This window comes from Leptolyngbya sp. FACHB-1624, from assembly GCF_047649235.1.
In the GTDB taxonomy this organism is placed as follows: domain Bacteria; phylum Cyanobacteriota; class Cyanobacteriia; order Leptolyngbyales; family Leptolyngbyaceae; genus Leptolyngbya; species Leptolyngbya boryana.
The window spans coordinates 5882696-5901024 of the sequence record NZ_CP180258.1; the positions used below are offsets into that span (position 1 = coordinate 5882696).

Genomic DNA, 18329 nt, shown 5'->3' on the forward strand with positions numbered 1-18329 from the left:
ATTTAATTGAAGTTTTGAATTAGTCAAAAATTCCCTATTTGTAAGGTTTCATAGACATCTCAAACCACTGTAGGTCATGGAAAATTGAAATGAGTCAAAACTCCAAATTTTTAAGTGCAGGGTCGAATCAATTGGCACTAGAGTACAGAAGGAGTCGTACAGGTTGCAGCAATGTGAGGTTGAGTCGGTACAGTGGCAACCAACTCGACTTTGCCCGTTTGGGGATGGCGATACCAAGTTGTCGCTTCTACGATCGAGGGTGATAAATTGGGAGCCTGAGCGATCGCAGGTTTATGAAAAGCCGAGAGATCGCGGATATCGTTCCAGGCACGCTCACTTCTCACAGTTTCAGCCGGATTTTCTGGCATTCCACCGCGTCCTGTGATCACAAAACGGCTGTTTTGAGTCCCAGAACAGCCCGCTGCGACTTGTCGGGTTGAATCGATGAGGGTTGGGGATAGCTCGACTAAGCCAGAGTTGGGCTCTACGCCGACATTGTTAACTTCAACGGTGCCGTTCACGCCGAACTCAGAACTAGCAGTGATGTCGTTTTCTGGCGTTAAGCGATCGCGGTATTGTAATCCGATAATGCCCTGAGTGGTAATTTGAATGTTTCCGCCTCGTCCCTGATCAGCGTTGGCAACAATGTCACTATTTTCTAATCCTACGATAATGGGTGTATTGATGGTAATATTCCCTCCATTTCCCTGTCCGCCTGCTGTTGCCGCAATGCTACTACCAGAACGCATCAATAAGAGATCCCGAAGTTGCAGGTTAATATTGCCACCCTCGCCTGATTGAGCCACCGCAGTAATGCGACTCTGATTTTCTAGCTGGATATCATTGGCGATAATTTGTACATTTCCTCCAATGCCTGGGCCATCATTTTGGACACTCACAGCGCCGCCATTGCTGAGGCGGAGTGAGGGAGTATTAATCTTTAAAGATCCCGAATTACCACTGGGAATGGGGGGTAATCCAAATGCAGCTTGAATCTCTAGACTGACCTCTTCAGCATTGGAATAGATGCGAGAGAACGTTCCAACCGCATTTCCTGCTGTTCCCTGACCTTCAATCTCGATGGACTCTGAAGCATTTACTTCTACGTTACCCGCTGAACCTGTTGCAGCCGTAGAGGATCCTAAAGATGCACCCCCGGTTATTACTAATCTTGCTGTGTTGATCACGGCACGATTCGCATTGCCAGCCCCCTGGGTATAGGTAGACAGAGAACTTTCTGAAAATGCCACTGGATTGTAACCCGCAATTTCGACTTGTTTAGCCGCATTGACTTGGATTATGCCTGTGTTCCCATCACGCGCAGCAACCGAAATCATTGCGCCAGAATCCAAGACCTTGAGATTTTCTGTAGATAATGCGATGTTACCCGCATTGCCACTGCCAACTGAAAATGTGGCAACTGCTGTGTACACTGCTGGATTACTGTTGTTAAACCCAGTAATTTCAGTAGTACCATTAACGTTGATATTGATGTTTGCTCCAGCAGTGGCGCTTCGGGTTCTAGACATAATTCTAGAGCTATCTCGAAGAAATAGCTGAGCCGCAGAAATGAGAATGTCTCCAACCTGACCACTATTTAAGTTATTACTTTGGATCAAACTCCCTAATTCACCATTGGAAGTATTGCCTTGCAATATTAGAGATCCTTTTGCATTGACCGTGATTCCCCCTGCCGGTTGTGAACCAAGGTTTTGAAGTAAAGCCGCAGATCCTTCTGTCAAGCGAATGTTTTGTCCTTGGAGCTGGATGGAACCATTACTCCCACTAGCATTCAATAGCGATTCCTGCCCCAAATGAATATCGTTAAATTGATGTACTGCTGAGTAATCACCAACCCAGCCCGTTGGAGTGGGTTGAAGTCCAACCGTTCCACGACTGACACTCCCGACTTCCAGATGCCCACTGCCCTGGATAGAAGCAACTCCACCAGAGAAGGTCACTGCACCACCAATCAAGGCTAACGTTTGATTTGCGCCAGCTTGTAAGCCAGTAGGACTGTTGATCGCGCTGGCTTGACCAAAACCAGTGATATCAAATAACTGATTGCCTCGCCCCTGCACAGTAATTGCTCCTGGATTCTGTCCCATTTGTAAACCGATCGGTGCACTCATGGTCAACAAGGGCAGACTACTGGGATTCACTGCACTAAACTCAGTGCCATCCGCAAATTGAATCGCATTGGCAGTCGTCCCGACAAATGACCCGCCGATATTCAACTGTGCATTGGCACCAAACAGAATGCCATTGGGATTGAGCAGAAACAGACTAGCCGTGCTATTGGCTTTGAGCAGCCCATCAATATTAGAAACGTTGCCTCCGGTGACGCGAGCAAAGATAGTCTGAATATCTGTAGCATTGTTGAAGAGAGCAGAGCCGCCTGTAGGAATGGATAACTGGCTGAAGCTATGAAAGAGGTTATTGCCGGAACGAGTGCCGCCATCGATCGTGAAGTCGAGATTGTTCAGCGTTTGAACTGTCGTTCCTAAGGTGCTGTCGAGAAGGACTTGAGCATAAGTTCGATCTATTCTGAGGATATGGTCGGTATACCCAAGTGCGATGGTACTTAGACCAACCCATACTAATCCAGCGACAGCCTGCCTCATCGCATTTAACCTCAAATTCTGGAAAATCAAACGTAGGATTCCCTAATTCATTATTTTCTGATCTATATAAAAAGATAAGTCAGCAAGCCTTTAGAGTGACCGGAGGGGATTTCTTGGCAATTTCCTAAGTTTCGTTTTGCGATTAGACTATTAGGAAACGTCCTGAAAAAAACGAATATGAATAGTACTCCGCTTCATTTCACACGAATTGATCTTCCAGCAAATGTTCGATCGAAGATTATCGACATTTTGAATCAGACCTTAGCAAATACACTTGATCTCAAGACTCAAGTGAAGCAGGCTCACTGGAATGTCAAGGGAATGGATTTCTATCAGCTTCATCAGTTGTTTGATGAAATGTCATCCGAGTTGGAAGAGTTTATCGATCTGGTCGCTGAAAGAGTGACTGCTCTGGGTGGCACAGCGCTTGGAACTGCAAGACTTGCAGCACAGACCTCGGAGATCCCCGAATATCCGATCGATATTTTTGATGGCAAATCTCATCTGATTGCTTTAGCAGATCGGTATGCACCCTACGCAAAACTATTACGAGATGGGATTTCGGAAACAGACGACCTCGGAGATGCAGATACAGCAGATTTGTACACTGAGGTATCCAGAGCGATCGACAAACGTCTGTGGTTTCTAGAAGCACATTTGCAAGCTGAAGGAACTCCAGTTTCAACCAACGGAAGTTCAGCAGAAACAAAAGCAACCAACGGTAAGAAAAAGTCTAAAAAGTAGACTCATCTTCTTCAAAAGCTGCGAACAATGTTGTCAAAATAACATTGGAAAATAGAAATCCTTCTGGATCAGTGAGTCGGATACTTGCTGCTGTGATTTCGACCCAGTTTGATGTTTGATAGGGTGCTAAACATTTCACAATTTCAGCGATCGCAGCTTCTCCGAATTGGGTTTTGAACTGTGCTAAATCAATGCCTTCTTTGAGCCGTAAGCCAACCATCAAACTATCTAACATCAGATCAGTTTGACTTACTTCGGCTTCAGATTGTGCTGTGCCAATCCAGTCGTAATACTCTTTCAGTTTGCGGGGGCGAGAAACCCGATCGCCATTCAAATAGCTGGTTGCTCCCATACCAAAGCCATAAAACGATCGATTCTCCCAATACACGCGATTGTGTTGACATTGATATCCCGGTTTCGCATAGTTGGAAATTTCGTAATGCTCAAAGCCCGCATTCGTCAACGTGCGTTGTGCGAATCGGTATAAATCAGCCGTTAATTCATCAGACGGAAGCGGCTTTTCACCCGGTTTCAATTGCTTCCCAAATGGAGTTTGCGGCTCGATCGTTAAATCGTATGTGGATAAATGTGTGGGAGAAAGCGCGATCGCTTGCTCTAACGACTCTTGCCAACTCTCGATCGTTTGATGCGGCAAACCTGAAATCAAATCCAAACTAAAGTTCTCAATTCCTGCTTGCCGGATCAGATCTACTGAAGTGTAAATATCTTCGACTGTGTGTGTTCTTCCGCAGGCTTTCAAAATGTCCGATTGAAATGCCTGAGTGCCTAAACTAAATCGATTCACACCCGCTGATTTGAAGCCTTTAATTTGTTCGAGATCAAACGTTCCTGGATCAATTTCCATTGAAATTTCGGCATCTGAAAGAATGCCAAATCGGTGATCGAGCTTATCTAAAATTTGCTCAAGCTGTGACACCGCTAAAAGTGACGGCGTACCCCCGCCAAAAAAAACAGTTCTTAACGGTTCACCAAAATCATGAGAGCGATCAATTTCTTCACAGAGCTTTTCAATATATTGAGCAATAGTTCCAGAATTCCTGCCATTTCGTTGATCCCCTACAACCGAGATCGGAAAATCGCAATAAAAACAACGTCTTCGACAGAAGGGAATGTGCACATACGCGGAAGTTGGAACATTAAATTCCATAACAATTCACTCATTTTTTAGACCAAAATATTGGTTTTTCAAAACTCTCTGACGGTTGCCTCTCAGAAAGTCCAGCATTTGTATCACAAACTACGACTAAGATACGGTAAACCTCCCATGTAATCGGTATTTGGACACAGGAATCGATAAGCTCTCAAGATATAATGGTGCAAAGTCAAGCCCGATCGCTAAGCCTGACATACTCTAAAATTCTAGTCTGGCGAATTTCTGTCTTTAATTTCGCCTCAGAGACTTGGCACTTGGTTTGACTCGTAATTTTCCCGTACAGACGCGATCAAATGCGTCTCATCTTACCCATTATGCTTGACGCAATCATCATTATTTCATTCATCCTAGCAGGGGCGGGAACGGGCTTTCATGGCATTGAAGCATTGCCGGGAAGTGTACTGCAACAAGTCTCAAATCCAGATGCACTGCGCTGGGTCTGTGCGGGATTTGGGGCAATGTTTGGCTTAGCGATCGGGCTAATCGCGCAAAGCGGATTCCGCCGTATCGAGCGCCAAATCCGTCAACTTCCAGCTTATACGCTTCTGAGTCGCGCGATCGGCTTAGTCATGGGACTGCTCGTTGCCAATTTGCTCCTTGCGCCAACGTTCTTACTGCCGATTCCTCCAGAGTTTTCATTCTTAAAACCGCTGGTTGCTGTGGTTGGCAGCATTATGTTTTCGGTTTCAGGCATGTCACTTGCGGATGTGCATGGGCGATCGCTGTTACGGTTAATCAATCCGAGCAGTGCAGAAACGCTGCTTTTGTCTGAGGGAACGATTAAACCTGCGACTACGAAAGTACTCGATACGAGTTGCATCATTGACGGTCGAATTGCTGATCTGTTAGATACAGGATTCTTAGAAGGTCAATTGCTCGTGCCGCAGTTTGTCTTACAAGAACTCCAGCAAGTCGCAGATGCATCCAACGATCAAAAACGAGTGCGCGGACGGCGTGGACTCGACATTTTGAATCGGGTTCGAGAAAGTTATCCCGATCGAGTGATCATTCATTCAGCAGATTACGACGATATTCAAACCGTGGATGCAAAACTGGTGCGCCTGGCTCAAGAGATCAGCGCAACGCTCTTAACCACGGATTACAACTTGAATAAAGTGGCAACGGTTCAGAAAGTTCCGGTTTTGAATGTCAACGATTTGACCCAAGCGATTCGTCCTTCATACTTGCCGGGCGACAGCATCGACCTGAAAATCTTGCGAGAAGGCAAAGAGCCTGCTCAAGGCATTGGCTATCTAAACGACGGCACAATGGTTGTGGTTGAAGATGGGCGCAGTTATGTTGGTGGTGAGCTGCAAGTCGTGGTGACTAGTTCATTGCAGACCTCTGCAGGTCGCATGATTTTTGCCAAGCCGAAAACATCGGCTGTCGCTTGAAATGAGTCGAGTCCGAGAAAAACAATGTGCGCTCTGTGACAAATCCGCTCCAGTGCTCTACCGTATTCAATACGATGAGTTAGGGGAGTGGATTTTTGTATGTCGAGACTGCTGGAATCAAGTCAGTCAAGACAATCCCTTCTATCTCTATGGCGGCACTTGGAAAGCCCACAAACGTTAAGATCACTAAATTCCTTACTATCCGCCATGTCTCTGAATTCTGCCCAACTGACCGAGATTCGCCAAATTGTTCGATCGTGTGGACAACAAGCAAAAACTCTCTCTGCTGAAAAGTTTGAAGTGTTTCAAAAAGCGCCCGGTGATTTTGTCACCACGGTGGATCAAACGCTCGATCGCCAACTGTCTGAATTTTTTACCCAGCTTTTCCCTCAAGACGGCATTATCACAGAAGAAAATGCCGACTCTCGAAAACGCTATCAGTCTGACTATCCAAGATTTTGGTGTATTGATCCCCTGGATGGAACGCAGGACTTTATTCATGGCGATCCCGATTACGCCGTTTTAGTTGGACTGTTAGAGCAGCAGCGTGCAATCGCGGGTTGGGTGTACGCTCCTGAGCACGACATTCTTTACTACGGCGGAAAAAATCTTGGAGTCTGGGAAGTTTTGGGTAACGCAGATCCTCAACCTTGCTTTAGCCCGCTCTCACCTCCGAATTCGTATCGCGTCATTATTGGCGACAAGGATTTCAGAAATACATCTGAGAAAATTGGGGCTGCGATCCCTGAAATTGAATTTTTGCGATCCCCTGGTAGCTTCGGCTTGAAAGTAATGAATGTGGTGTTAGGCAAAGCCGAAGTTTATATTTATTTGAATCGCCGCGTCAAAATTTGGGACACGGTGGCTCCGATGGCGATCGCCGAAGCTGCGGGATTAGTCTGTCTTGATCTCGATGGCAAACCGATTGAATTTACGCCGGAAGTTTTGGATTTAGAGAGTTTGGCGCATCAGCAAGCGATTGTCATTGGCAAACCTGCTGCGATCGAATTCTTACTGCCGCGCTTAAGAGATGTTCTTGATCCCCAACTCTCATATTGAGTTTGGCTGTGATGGATATCACGGTGAGAAAAAAGGGAACGTTAATACTGACCCCTTTTCTCCATGGATCGCGCAATGCAGACCGAAGTATTCAGTGAGTTATTTCCGTTACTGGCGGCAGCAAATCCAGAAACCCTAGACTGGTTACTTTCTGTCGCAACCGAGCACGAGTACCCCTCTGGCAGAGCCGTTTTGATGGAGGATGCTTGGGGCAATGCAGTGTATTTTGTTGTTTCGGGTTGGGTCAAGGTTCGCCGACATTCTGGAACAGGTGAAGATGTTTCGACGCTGGCAATTTTAGGGCGTGGGGATTTCTTCGGAGAAATGGCAATTTTAGACGAATCTCCGAGATCGACGGATGTGATTGCCCTCTCGAATGTCCGACTGATGAGCATTTCGGCGCAGCGCTTTATCCAGACTTTGTTCAAAGATCCTCAGTTGCATCATCGTATGTTGCAGTTGATGGTCAGACGGTTACGCCAAACGAATTTTCGTTTTCAGTTACGACATCAACCGCCTGCGATCAAGTTAGTCAATACCTTAGTCAGCTTAGGCGAGAATTATGGACAGACTTCAGGATCAGGAGTTGATATTTTCAACATTCCAGCGAAGGATTTGGCAGATGTATCGGATATTTCAACCGAGGAAACGAGCAAGATTCTAGAAAAATTAAATAGCAAAGGCTGGATTCAAATTAATCCCGATCAGCAAGTGATTCATTTAGTGAATTTAAAACAGTTGATGCAGTTAGCAACCAAAAAACCTTAGTTCGATTTTAGAGTTGAAATTTCGGTGTCGGGTCGATTGATCTGACACCGTTTTATTTTTGGAATCAGATTCGTATGATAGGGGAGAGCCGTTTTGAGAATTAAGTGAGCATCAGCATGAACCGTGAAGATTTTGATTGGGCAGGATCACAGCAGTCTCAAGAAGTTTCCGATCCTGTAAAACCTTTCACGCTTCATTATGCGATCGCGATGCCTCAGCCAGAGACGCATCTTTTCGAGGTGACGCTACAAATCCGGAATTGCCAATCTGCTACAGTCGATCTCAAAATGCCAGTCTGGACACCGGGATCGTATCTGGTGCGCGAGTATTCTCGGCATCTCCAAGGCTTTAAGTCTGCCTCACCCTGGCGAAAATTAGCGAAAAATCACTATCAAATTTCAACTGAAGGCAAAGACTCAATCGAGCTTCGGTATCAAATTTTTGCGAACGAATTGACGGTCAGAACGAATCATCTGGATGAAAATCACGGCTATTTCAACGGAGCCGCTCTATTTTTCTACGTTCCAGGATTTCAGAATCAGCCGATTCAAGTCATGATCGAGCCTCCGTATCCAGATTGGAAAGTTGTCACTGCTTTACCCACGATCGCGAAAAATACATTCGTTGCAAAAGATTTTGATACATTAGTTGACAGCCCATTTGAGATTGGAAAACATCAATCTTATGAGTTTGATGTGTTAGGAAAACCTCATCAATTTGTGATTTGGGGAGAAGGAAAATTCGATCTCAATCGCTTAATTCACGACACGAAAAAAGTGGTCGAAGTCGAAGCAGAACTATTCGGTGGATTGCCCTACGATCGCTATTTCTTTCTGCTCCATTTAACGGCGAATTCTTTTGGCGGATTGGAGCATAAAGATTGCTGTTCGTTGATTTATTCTCGGTTGGGATTTCGAGCGAAGGACAAATACGATCGCTTTATCCAGCTCGTTGCCCATGAATTCTTCCATTTGTGGAATGTAAAACGAATTCGTCCAAAAGCTTTGGAAGTATTCGACTATGAAGGTGAGAACTACACCCCGTCTCTCTGGTTTAGCGAGGGAACGACCAGTTTTTATGATTTGATTCTGCCGTATCGAGCCGGGGTCTATGATGCAAAAGCCTATTTAAATGCTTTGAGTCAGGAAATTACACGCTATTTGAATACGCCAGGTCGGATAGTTCAGCCGTTAAGTGAATCGAGCTTTGATGCTTGGATCAAACTCTATCGACCGGATGCGAACAGCGCAAATTCTCAGATTTCTTACTATCTCAAAGGTGAGATGGTGACATTGCTGCTAGATTTGGCAATTCGGATCAAACACGCGAACCAACGATCGTTCGACGATGTAATGCGCCAAATGTGGGAGAAGTTTGGAAAAGACGAGATCGGCTTTACTCCAGAAGACTTAACGAGCGTGATTGAATCGATCGCTGGATTTGATTTGACGAATTTCTTCGATCGCTATCTCCACGGCACAGAAGAACTGCCATTTGATGAATATTTGGCTGGATTTGGATTACGGCTCAGTTCAAATGCTGGTGCTGCAACGCTGCCTCCATTAACCGGGATGACAGTAAAAACCGAGAACGGGCGAGAAATGATCAAGTTTGTTGAAGCGGGATCACCTGCTCAGAAAGCTCGGATCGATCCGGGTGATGAATTGCTCGCAATCGATGGATTACGAGTTGCGTCAGGTCAGTTTGAGGAGCGTTTAAGAGATTACAAACCCGGAGATACGATCGAACTGACTCTGTTTCATGGGGATGAATTAAAAACGCGATCTCTGACGCTAGGTTCTCCGCGCGCGACACAATTTGCGATCGAAGCGATTGAACAACCTTCTCCTCTACAACAAAGCAATTTTGAAGGCTGGCTCGGTGTGCCATTAAGTGCAGTTAGCCGTTCAGTTGAGAAGTGAATCTGATAATGGGAGTGGGAGCAATCCGAGCCTAGGTTCTCCCTACTCCCACTCCCAAACTGAGCGCAGTTGACGACTAACTCGATTTCTTCTCCACCTCATCCGCCTCCACCTTTTCCGGCTTGAGCAATGGGAAGGCAATGACATCGCGAATACTTGCAGCATCGGTGAGCAGCATCACTAATCGATCGATACCAATTCCTAAACCTCCCGTTGGCGGCATCCCATATTCCAACGCTGTTAAGAAGTCCTCATCAACGCCTTGGGCTTCTAAGTCTCCAGCCGCTTTTCGAGCAGCTTGAGCTTCTAAACGTTCACGCTGATCTAAGGGATCAGTTAACTCTGAAAAACTATTGGCAGTCTCACGACCGACCATAAATAATTCAAAGCGTTCAACCAGTCCGGGCTTCGATCGATGTGGCTTCGCTAGCGGAGAAATTTCGACCGGATAATCCAAAATAAACGTCGGTTGAATCAAGGTCGTTTCGACTGTTTGTTCAAATGCCTCGTTCAGTAATTTGCCGATCGAAGGACAATCCTCGATATTCTGCAATCCAGCCTCTTTTGCCGCCGCTTTTGCCGCTTCTAAATCGGTGAATGCTGCAAAATCGATCCCAGTCTTTTCCTGCACAATTTCGTGCATCGTGACTCGTCTCCAGGGTGGAGTCAGATCAACGGGTTCACCTTGATAGGTCAGCTTGAGTGTCCCGATCACATTCTGAGTTACGGTTGTGATGATTGCCTCGGTGAGGTTCATCATGTCGTGATAGTCGGCGTAGGCTTGATAAACCTCGATCGACGTAAACTCCGGATTATGCCGAGTCGAAATCCCTTCATTTCTAAAAATTCGACCCAGTTCAAACACTTTCTCAAATCCGCCCACAATCAAACGTTTGAGATGCAACTCTGTCGCAATTCGCAGATACAACTGCATGTCCATCGTGTTGTGATACGTGATGAACGGACGCGCATCCGCTCCACCCGCTTCACTCATCAACACAGGCGTTTCAATCTCAATAAAGCCTTGCTCATCTAAATAACGCCGAATTCCAGCCGTGATCAAAGCCCGCTTGCGGAAGGTATCGCGCACTTCAGGATTCACAATCAAATCGACGTAGCGCTGACGATAGCGTTTTGCGACATCTGTTAAACCATGCCACTTATCCGGCAAGGGCAACAGCGACTTCGTGAGGATGGTGTACTCTTTCACGTAAATCGATAATTCGCCTTTATCGGTGCGCTTGATGGTGCCTTTCACGCCCAAGAAATCACCTGCATCTGAGAGCTTATCGAGCTGCTTGAATGCAGTTTCGCCCATGTTTTCTTGAATCCGCTTTTTTTCTAAGTAAAGCTGAATCGTTCCGGTTTCGTCTTGAATAGTAAAAAATGCCAACTTACCCAAGAAGCGGCGCAGCATAATCCGACCTGCGATCGCAACTTCGATCGGGTCTTCTTCACCGCTCGGCAACTCAGCAAATTTTTCCTGCAACTGTGCCGCAGAGTGCGTTGATTCCCAGCGATAGGCATAGGGATTGATCCCCAACTGCTTGAGTTGATCAACCTTTTCGATCCGAGTTTGGCGAAGTTCGTCTGACATAGAAATTGAGAGAATGCAGCCTTTTATTATAGAAGTGCAACGGGCAAAGAAGTGGACATCGCAATTATCAATTTGAAATTCACGATCTTTGAAATTCACGATCGCTTCACTCAATGAGGCTCCTTGACACGCTAAGATAAACTTTGGTCTTATCACGCCACATAGGGATGCCACTGTGCTGAAAAGCCTGATTGCTGACTTCAAAATTATTTTCGATCGTGACCCTGCTGCCCGGAACTGGCTGGAAGTTTTGTTTTGCTATCCAGGGCTGCAAGCTTTGATGTTCCATCGCTTCGCTCACTGGTTGTACAAAGTCGGCATTCCGTTTGTGCCGCGCTTTATGTCGCAAATTTCCCGGTTTATTACTGGGATCGAGATTCACCCTGGAGCAACAATCGGACAGGGTGTGTTTATCGATCACGGCATGGGTGTTGTGATTGGTGAAACGGCGATCGTCGGAGATTATGCGCTGATTTATCAAGGGGTAACGCTAGGCGGAACTGGTAAAGAGTGTGGAAAGCGTCACCCGACCCTGGGCGAAAACGTGATTGTGGGAGCCGGGGCGAAAGTTCTAGGCAATATCCAACTGGGCAACAATGTGCGGATCGGGGCGGGATCGGTTGTCCTGCGCGATGTGCCTTCGGATTGTACCGTGGTTGGTGTGCCGGGGCGGATTGTTTACCGGGCAGGAGAGCGAGTTGAGCCGTTAGAGCATGGACGACTGCCGGATTCAGAAGCGCAAGTGATTCGGGCACTTGTCGATCGTATTGAATCTTTAGAGCAACAAATTCAGATTCTGCAAACTCGTGATTCTTTAGCTGTTTGCTATGCGATGCCTGCGGCTGAATCTTCTGAACCTGCTGTCGAAGAGGCTGCGGTTCAGGATGGAGAGGCTTGTCGATTGCGCGATCGCGTGATTGATGAATTTCTCGACGGAGCCGGGATTTAATGCCTGATATCGTACTCTTGTTGGATTTGTAAGATCTTGCAAGTTGGGGAATGGGGGAGTAATTTCTCCATTCCCCATTTCCCTATCCCCTCATCAGAGATTTAAGGGTAACTTCCGGCGATCGCGGATTCCACCCCAATTCTTGCCGAGCTTTCGTCGCATCTACTCGAACACAGCGATCGTAGAGGTAATGAACCCGCTCATTGTCGATTGGAGGTTGCCAACCTGAGAGGCGACCGATGGGATCAAGAATGCTCGCAACGATGCGCACTAAAGCTTTTGGAGCTTCGCGAGGGGCAGGGATTCCGGTTTCTTGGCTAAAGATCTCGAACATTCCTTTTGTTGTAAGATCACCTGCTGAAATGATGTAGTACTCGCCTGATTTTCCGCGATCGACGGCAAGGATCATCGCTTCTGCAAGATCATCGACATGGACAATGCCAGTGACTCTGCTGCCTCCTGCCCATACTTTCAGCCGACCTTTTTGAAACGCACTCAAGACAGGCAGGAAATGTGGATCATCTTTACCGAAAATGCCAGAAGGCATCACACTAGCAACCCATAAGCCATCTTTTACTGCTTGATCGACGAGTTGTTGAGCCTGGTACTTAGTACGATCGTAAGCAGAAGAAAACTCTGCTTGAGTACGCTGAAAAGTTTCATTAATCACGTTGCCTTGCGTATCCCCAAAAATCCCGATCGTGCTGCAATAGATCATTTTTGGGACATTGACGGCTTTTGCGACTTCTAAAACAGCGCGAGTTCCTTCAACATTTACTCGCTCCATTTCAGCCGCATTCACGATTCCAAGTTCAACATAAGCGGCTGTATGAAAAACAACATCTACACCCGTCATGGCTTCCGTTAAAGCCGCACGATCGGTAATGTCACCATAAACAAATTTGACGTCACAATCAGCCAGACGAGAGACATTACTAGATTTGCGAACCAATCCAGTAACTGAGTCGCCTCGGGCTAGTAGTAATTTGACTAAATGAGATCCGGTAAATCCATTTGCTCCAGTTACTAATGCTCTCATAGCTGTTTTTCATACATGCGATAGGTTTTGTAGATCTTACCGCCTGAAGCTTCGATCAGTTTTCTGGAGCGATCGTTGTCTTCATAGACCCAGGATAGTTCTGCTCGTTTGTAGGGTTTGCCTTTTTTGATTCCTCCTTGGAGTCCTAGATAGATTAATCCAAGCGGCACAAGTTTTCTCTGAAATTCGGGTAAGGAACAAATTGCAATCACCCGACCTTGATTAATCTGCCGACGATACCAGAGGAATTTGAGAATTCCGAGCCAATTGAGCTTGCCATTCACGTATTTCAGCGGGATGTTGTAATCAGGTAATCCCATCCAGAAGCCAATCATTTCACCGTTGTATTCTGCGATCGGAAAGACATCGGGATCGACTAAATCTTGCAGCGATCGCGCTTCGTCTAAGAATTCTTCTAACGTTCGAGGGGTCGAACTCCAATTATTCGCAAATGCCTTATTGAAGAGGTTATATAAGCTCACACAATCTTGCTCAAATTCCTCGCCTTTAGTTCTTAACGGTCGGAATGTGACTCCTGATTTACATGCAATTCTATAGCCTTTTTCAAACTCAGGAGAAAGAGGTTTATCAAGTGGGAAATCATAGGCATAGGCATCTTTTGCTTTTGTCCAGCCGAGTGTTTCCAGATAAGTTGGATAGTAGGCTGGATTGTAAGGCATCATCACCATTGGAGGTGAGTCAAAGCCATCGACTAGAAATAAACAGTTATTGTGAGTCGAGAGATCAATCGGGCCTCGAACTTCGGTCATGCCTTGCGATCGCAACCAATTCTCTGCAGCTTCAAATAGTGCTTTTGCGACTTCAATATCATCCACGCACTCAAAGAAGCCAAAAATCCCGATCGCTTTTCCTTCTCGTTCCACTAAGCGATCGTTCACTGCTGCGACGATTCTTCCGATCGCGGTGCCTCGACTAATCGCAATAAACTGTTTGAGCCTGCCGTATTGGAAAAAGGTATTTTCAGGCTTGAACTGCTTCGCAACATCGCTCCGTAAAGGAGGAACCCAGTTTGGATCTCCGGAGTACACAACCCAAGGCACATTGACAAACATGTCTTGCTCAGTTGCAGATGTCACCGGAAAGACTTCAAAGGTTGGCATGATTCTTGACCAGTTCTTCACTGCTGACTATACACTGGCAGAATCCCCGAAGCAATTTTTAGATTATGGGCTTGCATAAGTTTCCTGATTTCGCAAACTTGACGATCGCTCAATTCCCGCTATCCGATGTGCAACTCGCAGCGCTGAAGTAATGGCTCCCTCATGCAAACCATCCCCAAGGTATGCGCCAGCATGATACGTATTGTTTTCTCCATTAGTGCGGATGACCTCATCTCTGTATCGAAAAGCTTCTACCGTATAGAACGGAGTATGGTGCTGTTGAATATGTAGCACCTTCGCAGGATCAATCAAACTCTCCAGATTAAACGCTAAGCTATACTGCACCGATGAGGAGATGCCGCAGAGTTGATTGAGATAAGCGTTATATCCCCATCCTCGGTCAGTTTGAAAGAAATCAAATTCTGAAAATTGCTTCACCCCATGCCGTTGATACATTGAACTATCTGTGTGCATCAGGGTTTGGGCATAGCTCTCTTTCCAATTCGCAAACCGTTGAATTTCTTCTGGCGTTGGATCACCCAGTAATTTCAAGACTTGATCAGGCGGCGTTGCAAACACAACTTTATCAAAGACCTGGGTTGCTCGATCGCTGAACGAAATTCTGACGCTATTGGGTGTTCTGAGAATCTCTGTAATTCTGCAATTGGTGAAGATCTCGCCCTGAAAACGCTCTAAGATTTTTTGAATATAAGAATAAACACCGCCTTTAATTCTCACCCAATCAACAAACACATAATCTCGTAGCGCTGGAATTGCTAGCTCTGCGGGAAAGTTATCGATCGAGCTAAACGGCATCGAGTAGCTATACATGCTGAGCAACTTCAGCCAGTCCATTTGAATGCACGATCGCTGCCAAAATTCAGACATGGATTTCCCATGTAGTGATTGAGGTGTAGCACTGCGCGTCTTTCTCCACAACCCGATTGAGCGAGCATAAAGCAAAGTTAGGTTGAATGTCTCGATCGCGCGTCGCATTCCAGTAAAATTCTGCTGAATCACACCCCTTGATAGAAAGTGCCGCCCATTCTGAAAATACAACGCAGAACCTACCTGAACAGGCTCTAATTCTACTTCTAGCTCTTGCATCAATTGCAGAAAGTTCCGAAAAGCAACTGGAAATTCTAGTACACCGCCTTCTAGTACCTGATTACAGTCAGAGCAGCTAGGCTGAACGTTTTGATTCAGCGTGCGAATGTGTCCGCCTAAAATCGACTGACGTTCAAAAACACTCACCTGATGACCTTGTTGATCGAGCAAGTAGGCAGTGACTAACCCGCTTGCTCCGCCGCCTACGATCGCGATTTTCATAGTTGTATTTCCAGATGAATCGGACGTTTTGACCTACGAATTCTTAGCCTTTCGATAAAATCACATCGCCTGATAATCGTTGATACAAAAGTGCTCCCGTCCAAAAGGTCGGAGCAAATCCGGGATATCCCGATGAAGCATTGCAGAAGTAGAAGTTCTTCAGCGAGGTTTCGTGATTGAGTCTACCGAGCGTCATGTTCTTTGGGGTTAAACTTGAGCCGTAAGAGTTCCCCTGAGGACACCCACAGAACCGCTCATTTGTCGTTGGGCTACCTGTTACTTTGAAGACGATATGCTGCCTAAAATTTGGCACATAGTACTGCTCAACCACATCTAAAATCGAGTCTAAGATCTCTTCTTTTTTCTGGTAGTACGCTTTACGATCGCTCTCCTTCAACTTCCGAAAGTACTCGTAGTTCGCAACCGTCAGAAATTCAACAATCTGACAGTCTTCCGGGCAATCTCGGTGTGTGTCGCTCATCAATGTGGGTGTTGTAATCGCAAAGCTAGGACGAGAAAAATCATTCTTCTCATACATCTCATAGAAAGCTTCGTTTAAGTCTGGATGCTCCGTGTGAAATGTATTCCATCTTCCAAAGCCATAGTCTCGCAAATCTAAATCTTTCACCACACAGTACGCCATGTAGTTTGAAGGCGAATAGTCATAGTTCAGTTTTTGCCGAATCGATCGCGAAAACTTCTCTTCTCCAATCATTTTGGCAGCTTTCTTCGGGTCGATGTTACACACGATCGTATTGCCTGTAAATTCATGCAGTTGATGCGTAACGCGATCGAAGGTTTGCACCCCAATAACTGCATTATCCTGAAGCATAAAATTGGTAACTTCCTGATTAAGCAAAACTTCGCCGCCATTTGCTTCGATGACTTTGACGAGGGAATTGATCACATGCTCAAAATGCTGCACAGGGTAGAATGCGCCGTTTTGATACCCTGTAAACAGAATCACCCAGGCATAAAAGGATAATTGATCTGGTGGTAGTAAGAAGTCTTGCCACTGCAAAGCTAGTAAGGTTTGTGCTTCTTGCGGCAGCTTGAATTTATCAAACACATCCTGAAGTGTGCTATTAAGATAGAGCACTGTAGAGAATACTTCTCCAGAATGCTGCAACAATTCAACCGGATTGATCGGCGGCGATAATCGCTTTAAGCCTGCACTAGTCTTTTCTACTTCTAAAACAAACCGACGAATTTGATCGGTTGCTTCAGGGAAAAGGGCTGATAATCTACGAATCAGTTCTTGCGGGTCTGAAGGAATGTTTAGCTTGTAACCAGGCATCCGCATGTGGTCGAATCCATCGGGATCGTATCGATTGAAGGTGACATCCTGATCTAAGCCTAGTTTTTTTAAGACTCGATTGACGGTTTGCCCTTCTCCACAGTCCCAAACATAATGCAACTGGGCATTAAAACGATACTTCTTAGCTAAGGTAAACGTATGCCCAAACCCGCCTGGATACTCATGAGCTTCTAAAAGCTGCACTTTTTTGCCAGAGTTTGCCATGAGAGCTGAAAAGACCAATGCGGATAAACCACTGCCCACAATCAGATAATCCGTAGTCATGGGACATTTCCTGCAAGTGTGATTAACGAGTAAAAAAGCCTTGTTCGCTTGATATTGACGGATGCAATGAATTTACTCATCCATCTCTAGATAGGGGCACGATCGCGCTCTTATCTGCGATTACTGAGAAAAGAAGCCAGCCAATAGCAGAGGAACGAGCAATAGAGCAGCAGCAATCAGAAGCAATGTGCCAGGCTCAACAGTGAAAACCCACGGTTTTTTGGGATCAGACATTATTTACTCCTGAGTTAAGTAATCGTTGACAAATTGTTGACGGGTCATCGGTTGTCGCAAGATTAAACCTTCGCCGCCTAGCGGATTGTCTTCATTCAATGGTTTCCCTTCTACAGACAAGTACACTTTGGCTTGTGGATCAAGACTGGTCGCCGTATAAAGCACTTGTGCGACTCGATAGATCATCGAAGTACTGCCACCGCCTTGTGTAAATTCTTGCGACAGGTTGAGGTGAATGCCATCCGGTTTGATCTGCAAGCTTAACAATCGGGTTCCTTTGGGAATCGTACTGTCTAAGCGATCGAGCTTCGGATGCGTAAATAGATAATTGAGTGCTTCAGTCAGGGCAGCAGTTTCAGTTCGTTGAGGGACGCGCGCCATGGCAACTGGAACCATCTCAATCTGTTGTCCTCTAGCTTGTAACCAATAAACTTGGGCAGGCGGCTCAAAGATCGGTTGGGTGACCGTTTCTTCCCCAGATGGAACCCGTTTCGGTGCGGTAGGCGCAGAGGAGATTGGAGTTTTTGAGGTTGGCTGAGCTTTTGCTGTCGAGTGTGGAACTGTACTCGGAACTGTGTTTGCAGATTGCTCGATCTGAGCCGAGGGTTGAGATTGTATCACCAAGCGAGGATGGTTCGTTTGCCAGATGATCCAAGCCGTGCCTCCAGTTAAAGCTAAAAGCAGCGATAATCCAGCAATGACATCAGGATGAGGGGAACGAGGGATCTGAAGTTTCATAAGACACTCCTGTCCGGAGAATCATGTTTGAGAGGCAGGAACTGCTCTCTTAGCT

The 18329-nt window shown here is 46.0% G+C and carries 15 protein-coding genes; 7 read left to right on the forward strand and 8 right to left on the reverse strand.

Annotation, left to right across the window (positions count from 1 at the left end):
• Window positions 1-137 precede the first annotated feature (137 nt).
• Entirely contained in the window at window positions 138-2624 is a 2487-nt protein-coding gene (locus ACMUEV_RS28055) for a filamentous hemagglutinin N-terminal domain-containing protein (protein WP_190653031.1), read from the reverse strand.
• Between the two features lie 177 nt (window positions 2625-2801).
• Here ACMUEV_RS28055 and dps point away from each other — a divergent pair, with 177 nt between their 5' ends.
• Window positions 2802-3368, forward strand: coding sequence for a DNA starvation/stationary phase protection protein Dps (gene dps / locus ACMUEV_RS28060; protein ID WP_190653030.1), 567 nt, complete (start codon window positions 2802-2804; stop codon window positions 3366-3368).
• Here the strand turns inward: dps and hemW are convergent.
• Complete coding sequence (hemW, locus tag ACMUEV_RS28065) at window positions 3358-4536, reverse strand: radical SAM family heme chaperone HemW (RefSeq protein ID WP_190653029.1); 1179 nt, start codon at window positions 4534-4536, stop codon at window positions 3358-3360. The genes dps and hemW overlap by 11 nt on opposite strands.
• Before the next feature lie 320 nt (window positions 4537-4856).
• On the opposite strand from hemW, the gene ACMUEV_RS28070 reads away from it, so the two are divergent.
• The 5 genes from ACMUEV_RS28070 to ACMUEV_RS28090 all read left to right on the forward strand — a co-directional run bounded on the left by ACMUEV_RS28070 (window position 4857) and on the right by ACMUEV_RS28090 (window position 9685).
• A complete protein-coding gene (locus ACMUEV_RS28070; protein ID WP_017285872.1) occupies window positions 4857-5936 on the forward strand; it encodes a PIN/TRAM domain-containing protein in 1080 nt (359 codons plus the stop codon).
• Window position 5937: 1 nt separating this feature from the next.
• The gene (locus tag ACMUEV_RS28075) at window positions 5938-6117 is read left to right on the forward strand and encodes a hypothetical protein (protein WP_017285871.1); all 180 of its coding nucleotides are present in this window, start codon (window positions 5938-5940) and stop codon (window positions 6115-6117) included.
• Window positions 6118-6143: 26 nt separating this feature from the next.
• Window positions 6144-6995 (forward strand): 3'(2'),5'-bisphosphate nucleotidase CysQ, encoded by an 852-nt coding sequence (locus ACMUEV_RS28080; RefSeq protein ID WP_017285870.1) that lies wholly within the window; start codon window positions 6144-6146, stop codon window positions 6993-6995.
• 75 nt (window positions 6996-7070) lie between these two features.
• Window positions 7071-7763 (forward strand): Crp/Fnr family transcriptional regulator, encoded by a 693-nt coding sequence (locus tag ACMUEV_RS28085; RefSeq protein WP_026148354.1) that lies wholly within the window; start codon window positions 7071-7073, stop codon window positions 7761-7763.
• Window positions 7764-7879: 116 nt separating this feature from the next.
• A complete protein-coding gene (locus tag ACMUEV_RS28090; protein ID WP_190653028.1) occupies window positions 7880-9685 on the forward strand; it encodes a M61 family metallopeptidase in 1806 nt (601 codons plus the stop codon).
• Between the two features lie 76 nt (window positions 9686-9761).
• Here ACMUEV_RS28090 and lysS read toward each other — a convergent pair whose 3' ends face one another.
• Window positions 9762-11282, reverse strand: a complete 1521-nt coding sequence (lysS, locus tag ACMUEV_RS28095) for a lysine--tRNA ligase (protein WP_190653027.1) — start codon at window positions 11280-11282, stop codon at window positions 9762-9764.
• 175 nt (window positions 11283-11457) lie between these two features.
• Between lysS and cysE the strand changes: the two genes are divergently transcribed.
• The gene (gene cysE / locus ACMUEV_RS28100; protein WP_190653026.1) at window positions 11458-12231 is read left to right on the forward strand and encodes a serine O-acetyltransferase; all 774 of its coding nucleotides are present in this window, start codon (window positions 11458-11460) and stop codon (window positions 12229-12231) included.
• Between the two features lie 82 nt (window positions 12232-12313).
• Here the strand turns inward: cysE and ACMUEV_RS28105 are convergent, their stop codons facing one another.
• From ACMUEV_RS28105 to ACMUEV_RS28125, 5 genes are all read right to left on the reverse strand, one after another.
• A complete protein-coding gene (locus ACMUEV_RS28105) occupies window positions 12314-13270 on the reverse strand; it encodes an NAD-dependent epimerase/dehydratase family protein (RefSeq protein WP_190653025.1) in 957 nt (318 codons plus the stop codon).
• Window positions 13267-14391 carry a hypothetical protein gene (locus ACMUEV_RS28110; RefSeq protein ID WP_190653024.1) on the reverse strand — a complete coding sequence of 375 codons (1125 nt, stop codon included), beginning with the start codon at window positions 14389-14391 and terminating at the stop codon, window positions 13267-13269. The genes ACMUEV_RS28105 and ACMUEV_RS28110 overlap by 4 nt, the downstream gene beginning before the upstream one ends.
• Window positions 14392-14454: 63 nt before the next feature.
• Complete coding sequence (locus ACMUEV_RS28115; RefSeq protein ID WP_190653023.1) at window positions 14455-15720, reverse strand: FAD-dependent oxidoreductase; 1266 nt, start codon at window positions 15718-15720, stop codon at window positions 14455-14457.
• 43 nt (window positions 15721-15763) lie between these two features.
• Window positions 15764-17302, reverse strand: a complete 1539-nt coding sequence (locus tag ACMUEV_RS28120) for a phytoene desaturase family protein (RefSeq protein WP_190653022.1) — start codon at window positions 17300-17302, stop codon at window positions 15764-15766.
• A gap of 237 nt (window positions 17303-17539) precedes the next feature.
• Complete coding sequence (locus ACMUEV_RS28125; RefSeq protein ID WP_190653021.1) at window positions 17540-18274, reverse strand: GerMN domain-containing protein; 735 nt, start codon at window positions 18272-18274, stop codon at window positions 17540-17542.
• Window positions 18275-18329 lie beyond the last annotated feature (55 nt).